The organism is Dermabacter sp. Marseille-Q3180 (genome assembly GCF_940792985.1).
GTDB lineage: Bacteria > Actinomycetota > Actinomycetes > Actinomycetales > Dermabacteraceae > Dermabacter > Dermabacter vaginalis.
The window spans coordinates 1-12,288 of sequence record NZ_CALNWU010000001.1 but is presented as its reverse complement, the minus strand read 5'-3'; the positions used below and the strand labels follow the sequence as shown (position 1 = coordinate 12,288).

The following is a 12,288-nucleotide window of genomic DNA, read 5'->3' as shown; positions in this document are numbered from 1 at the left end:
GCACTATCGCTCCTCGTCGCGTGTGTCGGGAAAAAGCGCGCCCTCGAGCTGCGCTAATAAATCACCCTCGGTGGGAAGTTGCTTCGCGCGTCTTCGCGAGGCTTCACGCATCTGTTCAAGACGCGCGCGGGAACCGGGCACGGTGGGAAGCACGGCTATGAGTTGCTCGGCGATCTCTCGCGCCTTCCCCGGCGCGGCCAAAGGGATCTCCTCACCCGTCACCCACCGGGTACCGCCCGCGTCCGTGGCGATAACCGCGGCGCCCTCGCTGATGGCTTCCTGGAGCGCGACGGGCTGACCTTCCCAGAGACTCGTCTGCACAACGACATCGGCCTTGCGCATGAGCGCGCGTGGATCTTCTACCCGGCCGAGAAGCTCTATGGGGAGCTTCTCGGCGGCAATTCGTGAGGAGAGGTTTTGGCGTTCGGGCCCCTCCCCCGCGATCCTCACGCGAAGCGCGCCGGGGTAGCGTTCCTCCACGATCCTCGCAGCCTCGCACAGGCACGCAAGGTCTTTTTGAGGCGCGAGGCGCGCAACACACAGGACCTCAAGAACATCGCTCTGGCCTGGCCCCCGTTCACCGTCGAGCGCCGCGCCAGGTGCCGGGATGACTGCGCGCTCAACCCTGCGTGCTCCGCGGGCACGCGCGGCAACCGCGAGGTCCGGCGACACCGCGAGTATGAGAGCACTCTTTCGCGACGCGAAGGTGAAGAGCGCCCGCCCAATGAGTGCAGCAAAGCCCGAACGTGGCATGCGGTTATGGAGCGTCGTGACAAGGCGCACACGCGCGCGAAGCTTTGGCGTGAGCGCGAGGGCCGCGATCGCTCCCGCTCGCGCACCGTGCGCATGAACCGTGAGCAGCTCCCCGTCGGCGCCTTCCACCTCCTCCCGGACGATCTCCCGCAGCGCCCGACCTGCACCCCATGCTTGACGCGGCGACGCCCCGGACGCGATTGCGAGAGGCCTGTGGTGGATGCCGGATGCACTGGCGTTAGAGGTGGCCTTGGATACGAGGGCCTCTTCCCCCGCGTCCACAACGCGCACACCCGCATGTGCGAGAAGGAGCGCTTCCTCGCGCACGTGTGCGAGAAGACCGCCTTCTGCACGCGGCCGCACGAGAATCACACGGCGCATGCCGCTACGCTTCCTTCGGGATTTTCACGAGGCGTGAAACGAGTCCAAGCACGGGGGCCGCGAGCGCACGATCGGAGAGCATGAGCACGCCGAGGCACACAGCTGCCCCTGCAACACCGGTGCCGATGCCGAGAATAAGCGTGCCCCACACGCCACGGAACAGTTCGCCCAGCAGCTTCGCAAGCCCGAGCCCAGCAATCGACCCGAGCGCGGAGGCGATGATGGACGCGAGAACCGTCGTGAAAAGTGGCCGCACGTGTTCACGGACCAACACACGTTCGCGAATAAGGTTGAGTGCACCGATCGCGGCAATCCACATTCCTGCGGAAATGCACAGACCAAAAAGAACCCCGGCGGTTGCCGTCGTTCGCGGCGGTGACGTCACAACCGTCACGAGGATCAGCACACCTGCAATTCCCCAGCCGGTTGCGCCGATCGCGAGCGCTTCTCCGGGCCGAAGCGCCGCGTAGAGCACCTTGGTCGTCAGCATCACAATCCCGTAAGCGATGAGTCCCATGGCAAGTGCCGCCGTGACAGCGCCAACCCCGAGGATACCTGAACGATCGACCACGACGAAAAACCGATCGATCGGCATGCCCGCACCCCAGAGCGCCGCACCGCCCACCGCTGCAAAGGCCACGACCGTTTGCACCGAGCGCAGCGTGAGGGCCGAAAATTTCACCCGATCACCAAGGGCACGAAGTTCGGAAAGCTCGGGAAAGACGCTCGTCATCACGGGAACGAGGAGTACCGCATAGGGCAAGAGATACACGGCCTGACCGTACTGGAAAAGCGGAAGGGTTCCCGTGCCGCCCGCACGAACGGCGAGTGCGAGGATCAGTGCCGTCGTGAGCTGCTGGGCGCCGACGGTGGCAAGGCCTGAGCCCGCAAGTCCCAGCGCGCGCGAGCGCACGCCCCGGGGAAGGGCAAGGCGCGGCCTATAGGCGAAACCGAAACGCACCGCCGGAATCAGCACGCACAGTGCCATAGCCACGACACCGAGTGTCGTGCCCCAGCCGAGCGCGGCCTCGGAAACGCTCGAAAGGGTGGCAGGCGAAACGCCCACGGGAATGGTGAGGGCATAGATCCCGTAGGTGCCCATGACGACCACGCTCGAGACGAGAGGTGCAAGAGCAGGCCAAAAGAACTTACGGCGGGCCTGAAGGTAGGCACCGAGCACGATTGTCACGGCATAGAACGGTAGTTGAAGAGCGAAGACCCGCATGAGGCGGGCGCCCAGGTCAATCGCGGGCGTCTGGGCCGCGAGGGCGCCGCTGCCGAGAATCACCTCGGCGAGAACCGGAGCGACAACCCACAGCACCGCAGCGAGCACAAGCGTGAGCAGCACACTCCACGTGAGCAGCGCCGAGACGATCCCTGAGGCACTCTCATGCGAAACGAGGCGACTTCCGCCGTGATGCTCACGAGGCGATTCCTCAAGGACTCCCGCAATAAGCGGAATCACCATGCTCGCAAGCGCGCCACCCGCAGCAACTTCGAACAGGACGCTCGGCACGAGGTTGGCGCTCGCGTACGCGGTTCCGATCTCACCCGCGCCGACGCTTGCGCCGAACACGAGGTAACGCACAAATCCTGCGAGACGCGCGAGGACCGTGATAGCGGCGATAAGACCCGTAGCGCGCACGAGCGAGGAGGTTCGAGAGGGAGCCGTCATGACCTCCCCCATTCGTCAATCGCCGTGAGAACTTCAGAGGAGGCAATGAGGCGCGTGAAACTCACACGCTCACTAAGGAGTGTGAGACTCACGGCCACGCATGCCACCGCCGCGCGAAAACCACGTGAAGAGGAAAGCGCCGCCATCGCCCCCGCATTCGCGCCGAGAACGTTGGCACCGGCATCACCGAGCATGCCACGCGCACCAAAGTCGCGAGGTGCGGCAAGAAGCATCGCCGCCGCATGCGCGGAGGCAAGGCGGGCACGCGCGCGCGAGGAAGTTGCGCCCGAAGGACCTGCAAGGGCAAGAATCGCCCCGAGCGTCGTTGCTTTAAGTGCCCGCGAGGGGCGCAGATCGAAAAGATTTGCGAGGTTAGCGCTCGCGGCAATAAGAACGGTATCGAGACCGCAATCGACCACGGCGAGAGCAGTCGAAGAGCAGGAAGCGTCGGCCCCTCTCTCCCCCCGAGCCCTTGCGCATTTTCGCGCGAGCACGCCGGCTGCCGCGGCAATACCAAGAATCTTCACGTTCCCTGTCGTGAGGCGTCCGTGCGCGAGCGCCCCGACGTGCCCCTTAAGTCCCTTCGGGGGCGCTTCGCCGCCCCGCATGAGGACCGGCTCGAGCACATCGTCGCCAACACCAACCGCACCTACGAGAGCCATCGCTGCTGCTGACTTCGCGCCGAGACTCACGAGAGCACCCGCAGTGAGAGCGCACGCGACTTCGATCCCCTCGGCCAACGTGACATGCTCGCCGCGAAAGTTGCGGCGCGCGAGGTGCGTGAGTAGCGACGCGGGGGCCCTATCGAGAACCTCGGCACATGCGCGCGAGGCCATTGCCGCTGCTCCCGCCCCAAGCATGATCGAGCGCACAGTAGCGTTCATTGCCCACCGCCATCGCTTGCGGGAGCGTCTTCGTTCTCATTCGCCTCGGTGTGCGGCTCCTGCGAATCCTCATCTCCGTTTTCTTCGGCCGTCGTTTTTGACGCCTCACGAATCGCCGCCGCGTCGGGGGTCAGGGTCTCGGCATCGGAAGCTGAGCCGAACGCTCCAGGCATGTCGACTTGGGCCGCGGCAAGCGCAAGCGTCAGCGTCGCGGGACCCGAGGCATACGTGAGCATGTCGATGCTTGCGACTCGGTCGCGAAGATCGCCCGAGCGCACATCCGATACGATCCCTTCCGAACTGCCGCGCGCGGTCGAAGAACCGCCAACGGCCAGCGATACACCTCGCCGGTCGAGAGTCGTCACAAGCGAAAGACGAGCCTTCTGGAGATTATCCGCGCGTTTCGAAGCCGAGTCTGGTGAATCGCTCGTCACCGCAAACAGCGATTCTTCACCCGAGAGCAGAAGCACGGAATCGACAGCGGAAATATCGCCTTCGAGTGTAAGGACACCGCTCGCGCTCAAGACCTTCGCAATCTCTAGACGTGCCGCATCATCAAGGTCCTCGCTCGGTGCGAGGATCCGCGCAACGATCGACGCGAGCATCTCGGAGGTTGAGGCGCCTCTCGGCTTCACGCCAGGCCACGTTTTCGTGATCGTCGCGAGGGCAGATCGGCGCTCGCCCTCCGCCGCCGGATCCCACAGCGCCTGACCAAGCTCAATGCGCGGGCCGCTCTCTCCGCCAGCGGCATCCACAAGGGCGCGCGTGGCCTCGGCTTCCTTCCTGAGCGAGGAGTGATCCGCAATCGTCGCGACCTTCTCGCCGCGCATCGTGTTGGTCACGAGTCCTGCGCCAGACGATTCCACGAAACCCTCGAGATCGTCATTTTCGGCGGTGAGTGCGTCGTTCGACGCCCGCATCTCATCGCGCTCCACTCTCAGCTGTTCGACCTGTGCGGTCAGTGTCTGCCCAACACCGTCGCGGAGGGGACCCGCGCCGAGCACGATACCAATCGCGAGCGCGAGGAACACCGCCACGAGCGAGACAAGATGGTAGCGAAAGTCGATCATGGGATTGGTCCTCCCTGGGTAAACAGAGCGGTGAAAAAGCGCAAGGCATCATCGAGCCTCGCACCAAGAATCTGGATGAGTGCCTGGCCTCCGTCGGTCACCGAAAGGGCGACGGCAAGCGCGAGAAGACCCGCGACAACGAGGAAGACAAGCTGAATGGTCGAGATGCGCTGTCGATACAGGCGCGAGACTCCCTTGGCGTCCACGAGTTTTGATCCCACACGCAAACGCGTGAGGAAGGTCGAACTCATGCCCGCTCGGCCCTTGTCAAGAAATTCCTCGAGAGTCCCGTGGGTGCCCACGGCGACAATCACGTCAGCGCCTCGATCGTCAGCGAGGAGCATCGCGATGTCCTCGCTTGTACCGGAGGCTGGGAACGTCACGGCGTCGTCCGCGAGGCCAAGTTCACGAATGCGCTCCATACCCGGAGCACGGCCGTCGCGGTACGCATGCACAACAATTTCAGCGCCGCTCTTCAACGCGCGATCGGAAACCGAATCCATGTCACCGATGATCATGTCGAGCCGATATCCGGCATCGAGAACGGCGTCAGCGCCACCATCAACACCGATGATGACTGGCCTGTTCTCGCGAATGAACGGCAAGAGGGTCGCGAGGTCCTCACGGTAGTGGTAGCCGCGCACAACGATCAGGACCGGCCGCCCCTGGAAACGCGTGTGCACTTCGGGCGTTCCCACACCGTTAATGAGCAGTTCTCGTTCTCGGAGCATGTACTCCATCGTGTTGGAGGCAAAGGCTTCGAGCTGCTCGCTGAGACCCTCGCGGGCCTTCTCGAGCTTTTCCTCGAGAACCTCTCGTGAGTACAGTTCCGCTTCAAGGCGCTCGCCGGTACTCAGCGAGAGACCACTCTCGTCGATCTCGACGAACCGCCCTTCGCGCACCGTGTCGAACAAATCCTGATCCAGGACGTCAAAAACGGGGATACCGGCGTCGACGAGGATCTTCGGGCCGGCGTTCGGGTAGCGGCCCGAAATCGATGGGGCGGCGTTGAGCACAGCACCCGGATGGCGATCAACGAGCGCTTCGGCGGCGACACGATCAATGTCCTCGTGGTCGATCACCACAATGTCGCCAGGCTCAACGCGTTTCGTCAGATCCTTGGTGCGTGCCCCAACTTTCGCCCGACCAGCGATCGGGAAATCATATTCACTACTCACGCGCCACGGACCCCCGTTGAGGTCGCGAGCAATTCCGCAGCATGCTCGAGTGCAGCATCGCTTTCTGCATCCCCCGCGAGCATCCGAGCGAGCTCCCGTACGCGTGCCTCCCCCTCGAGCGGCTCGATCCGAGAGAGCGTGCGCTCCTCGCCATCCTCGACACGCGTTTCTTTCACGATCCGCACGTGGCAGCCGGCCCACGACGCCACCTGCGGAAGGTGAGTGACGACGATAACCTGGGCACTTTCGGCGAGCCGCGCGAGCCGCTCGCCCACGGCACGAGCCGCACGCCCTCCGATCCCGGCATCGATCTCGTCAAAAACAAAAACCGGATGGACGCCGCCGCGCGACGCCTCGGCAAGCGAAGCAATAGCAACCTCGAGTGCGAGCATCACGCGGGAAAGCTCGCCGCCAGAAGCACCGGTGGCGACCGGCATGAACTCCGCACCGGGGTGCGGTTGCATCGTGAACGTCACCTGGTCACTGCCGCTCGCGGTGCGCGCCGCGGGTTCAACATCAATGCGAAGCGCCGCACCTGGCATCTCGAGCTCCGCGAGCTCGCTTTCAATTTCCCCCGCGAGCCGAGTGGCCGCCTCGCGCCGTTGAGCGCTCAACGCCGATGCCACCTCAGTAAGCTCACCCTCGAGCTCCCTGCGGCGCCTCTCGTACTCCTCGAGCTGCTTCGCTCCGTCCTCGAGCTCATGGAGAGCCTCCAGTGCCTCGCGCGAATGATGCAAAAGCGCACTCACACTCTGCGCCCCTCCCAGACGTGGGCCGAGGTCGCGCACGAGAACGCTGAGTTCGTGCAGGCGCTCCTGCGCTTCCTCGAGTCTTCCCGGCGAAGCCTCCCATCCGTCGCGCACAAGCGAGATCTCGCGTGCGATCTCGCTCGCGTCTTCACGCAGCGCAAGAAGGCGATTGAGGATCTCGGGGGTTCCAGGCGCCGAGCCAAGCGAAGCGGCAGCAGCATCGGCATGGGTCAGCACACTCGAAGTCTCATCGCCGGCAAGGTGCATGAGCGCACCCTCGAGCGCCGCGAGGGTGTCGGCAGCATCGCTCAAGCGCGCAATTTCCTCCCGCAGAGCGTCATCCTCACCTTCGAAAGTGCTCGCCGCCTCGATCGCCTGGAGAATCTCGTTCAACTCACCTTCGCGCCGCTCGCGATCGCGAAGCGCATTCGAGAGGCGCTGGACGTTTTTCTCGAGGGAAACACTTTCAGTGAAAAGGGCACGATGCTGGGCGAGCAAGCGTCGGCCCTCCTCCCCCAGAATCGAATCGAGTGCCGCAAGCTGCGCGGCTGGCTCTCGCAGGCGAAGCTGATCACTCTGCCCGTGAATCGTGATTTCTGCCCCCATGACCTCGCCGAGCGTGCCCACGGGAACCGGAGCTCCGCCAATATGCGCGCGAGAGCGCCCTTCTTTCGTCACGCGGCGCACCACGAGAACTTCGTCGTCTTCCACCTCTGCGCCCAGCTCGTCGAGTCGTGCAAGAACGGGCGCGCCTTTTTCAAGGCCCACGCACCCTGAAACAGTGCTCGACACGCCGGCCCGCCGCGAATCAAGACGGCGCCCCATAAGAAGGCCGAGGCCCGTAATCACCATGGTCTTGCCCGCACCGGTTTCGCCCGTGAGCGCCGTAAAACCGGGCCCAAAATCGATCGTGGCATCGTCGATAACCCCGATGCGGCGAATCGAAAGCGATCGCAGCATTCAGCTCTCCTCCGCGCCCGGCTCGTACCGCGCATCGGGATTGCCACCGCGCCAGCCCTCCACGGGAAGCTTGAACTTCTCCACGAGTCGATCCGCAAACGGGGTCTCCGCAAAACGCGCAAAATGGACGCTGCTTTTCGAAAGGTGAGTCTCGAGACGTGAGCCGGGTGGAAGTTCAACCTGGCGGCGACCGTCGAGCGTTAACAGGGCGGGCGAAGGCGAGTCAGGCGAAATCTCGATCTCCACAACGGAAGAGCGCCCCATCACGAGCGGCCTCGCAAAAAGCGCGTGCGCGGCGAGGGGAACCAGCAGCATCGCGTCGACCTCGGGCCACATCACGGGGCCACCCGCCGAGAACGCATAGGCGGTCGAGCCCGTGGGGCTCGACAAGAGCACCCCGTCACACCCGAACTCCGAAACGGGGCGTCCGTCGATACCCACCACGACGTAGATCATGCGCGCCCGCTCACTCTTTTCAAGGCTCGCTTCGTTGAGAGCCCAATCGGCGTAAAGGAGGGCACCGCTCGCAGCAAAGGCCTTCGTGCGGATCACGCTTCGCGCTTCAAGAACGTAGTCGCGTGCAAGGAGCCTGCGCACGGTCGCACCAAGCTCCGCCACTTCACTCTCCGCGAGGAAGCCCACGTGCCCGAGATTCACGCCGTGCACCGGAATGCTCAGCGGGCGGATCAACTCAAGCGCGCGAAGGATCGTGCCATCGCCGCCAAGGACGATGCACAGTTCAGTTTCTGCCGGCAGTTTCTCTTGGTCGAGAACCTCGAGCTGGCCGGCACTAATCGTCTCGACGAGCGCACGGGCCTCCGGCTCATCGGTGCACGCGGCAATTTCTTCGGCCTGCGCCCGCGTCAAGGTTGGTTTCACGCCAGCAGCGTGGAGGTCTTGCGCAACTCTTCGCGCCGCTTTGAGAGCCACGACGCGGCCCGTGTGAACGTACAGCAAAAAACGCCTCAGGACTCTCCTCCTCCCGGAACGTGCGGCGCGCCCAACTCCTATGAGCCGGCGCAGTCCTCGTGACGACGACCCTCGGCTTCGGCAAGGGCACCCTCGATCATTCCACATTCACCCTCGGCCGCGCGTGTGCCAAGGGGCAATTTTTCGCACAGAAGAAAAAACTCGATATTCCCGTCCTGCCCCCGAAGCGGGCTCGGGTGCACAGCCAGGAGCGAAAGTCCGACGCTTCTGGCGCACTCGACGATGCTCATAAGCGCGTCGCGCCAAGCCCTGGGATCGGTCACGACGCCCGACTTTGGCAGCCGCGCACGCCCCACCTCAAATTGAGGTTTGAGCATGAAAAGGAGAGGAGCACCCGGTTCCACGAGCCCCGCGGCCACCTCAAGAATGTGGGTGAGGGAAATAAACGACACGTCGGTGACCACGAGATCGGGAGTGCCCACTCCGTTCGGCTCTGCCGCGGCGAGCACGGACCTCGTGAGAGAGCGCGCATCAGTACCCTCGAGGTTGGCGAGTCTCTCCTCGCGATCAAGGCGTGCAAGAAGCTGCCCGTGCCCAACATCGACCGCCCACACGTGGCGTGCACCGCGGCGAAGGCAAACGTCGGAAAAACCCCCGGTTGACGCTCCCAGGTCAAGCACCCGGGCCCCCTCAATTCGCGGCGCACATGGGCCGAGCCGCTCGAGCGTTCCCTCTAATTTGAGGGCCGCACGCGAAGCGAACTCTCCTCCCTCGGGTACACCGCGCACCTCAAGCACGTCAGTGGCGCAGACGCTCATCGAGGGCTTTCGGGCAAGGCGGCCATTGACGAGCGCACGCTCTTCCTCAACGATGCGTCGCGCATGCGTGCGCGAGGGTGCGAGGCCGCGAGCGAAAAGAGCGGCATCGAGACGTGGCACGGTGAAAGCGCTAGTCGCCAAACGGCGCGAAGAGTTCGCCCGATACCGCGCGGATCTCGCCTTCGAAGGCGCTTTCGGGGAAACGGGCATTGACGAGCGACACGACGACCTGCGCTGCACGCCAGCTGGAGGCATCTCCTGTCACGATGATGTCGCCTCCCTCAAGACGAGCTGAAGTCCCTCCCAGATGCGCACGCTCACCGTCAATCACGGGGTGCGCGGCGCTCTGCGCAAGGAACGAAAGGTTCGGGCGCACGAACACGGGGCGCTGAATAGCGGGCGCGTGTGCAGCATCAAGCCAGCTTGAGACACCCGTGAGCGTGTGAAAAGTGGGGACATGCGCGCGATTGCCGCCTTCAAGATCGGTATCGAGGCGATCCCCAATCGCGAGCGGGCGCGTCGATCCGGCATTTTCCGCCGCGACCGTAAACATTGCCGGCTCCGGCTTGCCTGCCGCGATGGCCTTCACCCCAGTCGAAAACTCGAGCGCATGCACGAGCGAGCCATTACCGGGGGCAAAACCCTTTTCCGTGGGCAGGGTCGAATCAATATTGGTGGCAACGAAAAACGCACCGCGGCGAATGGCATAGGCCGCCTCCGCGAGATCAGCCCAGCCGACGGTCGGCGCAAAACCCTGGATGACGGCCTTGACATCCTCGCGGTCTTCACGCGTCACGGTATAACCATGCCGCTCGACCTCTTCCACAAGCCCACGGCCGCCCACGACGAGGATGGTGCTGCCCGGCTCAACATGCTTCTTCACAAGGCTCATCGCCACCATCGGCGAGTTCACGACTTCGTTCGCATGGGCCTCGTAGCCGAGCGATGTCAGGTGGTGAACCACCATGTCTGGCGTGCGCGAGGCATTATTTGTGGCGAAGGCGATCGCGAGGCCCTTAGCCCTGGCATGGGCCATCGCCTCTACACCGTGGTCGATCACGCGCGCACCGTTCATGAGCGTCCCGTCCATATCAAACAGGAGCGCATCGAAAAGATCGACGAACGTCGGTTCAGGAAGCTTCACGTCATTCCTCCTCGGAAGGGGAATCTGCATCGGAGGGACCTGAGGTCAGGGCAGATGAGGGAGTCTCGGGAGAAGCGGAGGGCTCGGTTCGCTCGGTCGCCTTTTCGAGGTCCGACGACTGCTGAGCATTCAGGCCTTCAATTTTTGCGGCTTCACGCTCGGCTTCTTCGAAGTCTGCTTCCACGTCGAACACACCGATTTCTTCCTCGGTGCGCTCGATGGCTGCCTCGCGAGGACGCGGGGCGCGCCCAAGGCGTGCATACGCGTCGGTTTCTTCGTTGACGTCGGCATCGGCGGCGAGCGTGACCCACTTTTTGGCCTCGTCGGCCCGACCTGCCGCCTCGAGGAGATCGGCGTAGGCGAGCCACAGCCTGAACTGCCATTTTCCATCGACCTTGGAGCGCAGAGCGGGAATCTCGAGGGTGGCGATCGCCGTATCTAGATCGCCGAGGTCAGCGTAGGCGCCCGCAACCACCATCATGAGTTCAATCGTTTCGGCGTTGGTCAGCTTTGCCGCCTCTTCGGACTGCGCAATGTCGAACGCTTTTTCTGGCCTGCCGAGCCCGCGTTCGCAGTCGGCAACGATCGGCAAAAGATCGACGTTTCCACTCATGCGCATCGCTGCGCGCATTTCGCGCATCGCACCGCGGTAATCTCGGGCCTCATAAAGCAAGGCGCCGTAAAGTTCGCGTACCGAGGCAACGCGCGCTCCGAAACGCGCAGCCCATTTGGCGTGTTCGAGTGCCCGTTCCGGTTCGCTTTCCGTCAGCATCGCGCAGGCTACGAGGTGGCGAGACACTCGCTCCATTTGTTCCTTGGTAAGAGCCCTGAGCGTGCCGCGCAGTTCGGGGGCGAGCTCACTGCCGGTGATGTCCGCGGGAACGAAGGGCTCGCGACCTTCGCGCAAACGCTCCTGGCGATCCGCCTCAAACCCCTCCGCGCTCGACAGACGTTCGCGCTGCTCAAAACGCCTCTGATCACGGTCACGGCGGAAGCCGCGATCTCCGCGACCCGGGCGACCTTCGCGACCCTTGAATTCGCCTCGGCGGCGATCACTCTCACGTCGGGGCTTGCCGTCGCGATTCCACCGGCGCTCACCATCACGACGCGGCCTATCCTCACGACCTCGGCGACGCTCACCATCACGACGCGGCCGATCCTCACGACCCCAGCGCCGTTCACCATCACGATCATCGCGCTTTGTGCGGCGGTCCTTCCATTCACCGTCGCGGCCGGCGCGGGTGTAGCGCGAGCTGCGATCGGATCCGTAGGACCGTCGCTTGCCTTCGCGACCGTTTCCGCCCCGCTGATCGTGTCCACCGCGCACATTCTTACGCCCTTCTCCGCGCCCGGCATCGGAACGCGGCTTACGCGATCCATACTCGCCTTTGGCTCGGGGGCGGTCATCGCGGGCAGGCCGCGAGTTTGATTCAAAGCTTTCGTTGTCGGACAATCCGCAACTCCTCACAGGGGGCGCGCCATGGCACGATCGTGCAGCACGCGGGGAACTCTCATCGTTGGCGGTCCCGCGCAAGCGCGGTACACAACGTAGTTCTACGCTAATAGACGCGAGCGTTCCGAGGCCTCCGTAGGCACCGTTTTCCGGCCAAGTTCACACTGTGAAGCGTCCTGGGTTTGGTTCCGCTTCTTTTACGGCCCTGTGTTGATGGGCTCGGTGAGATAGTACTCGGTTTCTACTTCTTGTGGGGTGGCGTAGCCCAATGCTTCGTGAAGACGTTTGGTGTT

Annotated in this window: 11 protein-coding genes; 1 reads left to right on the top strand and 10 read right to left on the bottom strand. The window is 63.8% G+C overall.

Going from position 1 to position 12,288, the window contains the following annotated elements; translation table 11 throughout:
* Positions 1 to 3 precede the first annotated feature (3 nt).
* The 10 genes from NBW56_RS00055 to NBW56_RS00010 are packed head-to-tail and all read right to left on the bottom strand — an operon-like array spanning position 4 to position 11,350.
* The gene (locus tag NBW56_RS00055) at positions 4 to 1,134 is read right to left on the bottom strand and encodes a glycosyltransferase family 4 protein (protein ID WP_250257513.1); all 1,131 of its coding nucleotides are present in this window, start codon (positions 1,132 to 1,134) and stop codon (positions 4 to 6) included.
* A gap of 4 nt (positions 1,135 to 1,138) precedes the next feature.
* Positions 1,139 to 2,809 carry a murein biosynthesis integral membrane protein MurJ gene (gene murJ, locus NBW56_RS00050; RefSeq protein ID WP_250257512.1) on the bottom strand — a complete coding sequence of 557 codons (1,671 nt, stop codon included), beginning with the start codon at positions 2,807 to 2,809 and terminating at the stop codon, positions 1,139 to 1,141.
* Complete coding sequence (locus NBW56_RS00045) at positions 2,806 to 3,693, bottom strand: hypothetical protein (protein ID WP_250257511.1); 888 nt, start codon at positions 3,691 to 3,693, stop codon at positions 2,806 to 2,808. The genes murJ and NBW56_RS00045 overlap by 4 nt, the downstream gene beginning before the upstream one ends.
* On the bottom strand, positions 3,690 to 4,763 hold the full coding sequence (locus NBW56_RS00040; RefSeq protein ID WP_250257510.1) for a copper transporter: 1,074 nt from the start codon (positions 4,761 to 4,763) through the stop codon (positions 3,690 to 3,692). The genes NBW56_RS00045 and NBW56_RS00040 overlap by 4 nt, the downstream gene beginning before the upstream one ends.
* Positions 4,760 to 5,941: a putative cytokinetic ring protein SteA gene (steA, locus tag NBW56_RS00035; protein WP_250257509.1), complete on the bottom strand. Its 1,182-nt coding sequence runs from the start codon at positions 5,939 to 5,941 to the stop codon at positions 4,760 to 4,762. The genes NBW56_RS00040 and steA overlap by 4 nt, the downstream gene beginning before the upstream one ends.
* Complete coding sequence (locus NBW56_RS00030) at positions 5,938 to 7,650, bottom strand: DNA repair protein RecN (RefSeq protein WP_250257508.1); 1,713 nt, start codon at positions 7,648 to 7,650, stop codon at positions 5,938 to 5,940. Before NBW56_RS00030 ends, steA begins: the two co-directional genes overlap by 4 nt.
* Positions 7,651 to 8,607: an NAD kinase gene (locus tag NBW56_RS00025; RefSeq protein ID WP_284346067.1), complete on the bottom strand. Its 957-nt coding sequence runs from the start codon at positions 8,605 to 8,607 to the stop codon at positions 7,651 to 7,653.
* A 50-nt stretch (positions 8,608 to 8,657) separates the two neighbouring features.
* Positions 8,658 to 9,518 carry a TlyA family RNA methyltransferase gene (locus NBW56_RS00020; protein WP_250257507.1) on the bottom strand — a complete coding sequence of 287 codons (861 nt, stop codon included), beginning with the start codon at positions 9,516 to 9,518 and terminating at the stop codon, positions 8,658 to 8,660.
* 10 nt (positions 9,519 to 9,528) lie between these two features.
* Complete coding sequence (locus tag NBW56_RS00015; protein WP_250257506.1) at positions 9,529 to 10,542, bottom strand: HAD-IIA family hydrolase; 1,014 nt, start codon at positions 10,540 to 10,542, stop codon at positions 9,529 to 9,531.
* Position 10,543: 1 nt separating this feature from the next.
* Positions 10,544 to 11,350, bottom strand: a complete 807-nt coding sequence (locus tag NBW56_RS00010; protein ID WP_250257505.1) for a tetratricopeptide repeat protein — start codon at positions 11,348 to 11,350, stop codon at positions 10,544 to 10,546.
* On the opposite strand from NBW56_RS00010, the gene NBW56_RS00005 reads away from it, so the two are divergent.
* The gene (locus NBW56_RS00005) at positions 11,330 to 11,971 is read left to right on the top strand and encodes a hypothetical protein (protein WP_250257504.1); all 642 of its coding nucleotides are present in this window, start codon (positions 11,330 to 11,332) and stop codon (positions 11,969 to 11,971) included. The genes NBW56_RS00010 and NBW56_RS00005 overlap by 21 nt on opposite strands.
* The last annotated feature ends 317 nt before the right edge of the window (positions 11,972 to 12,288 follow it).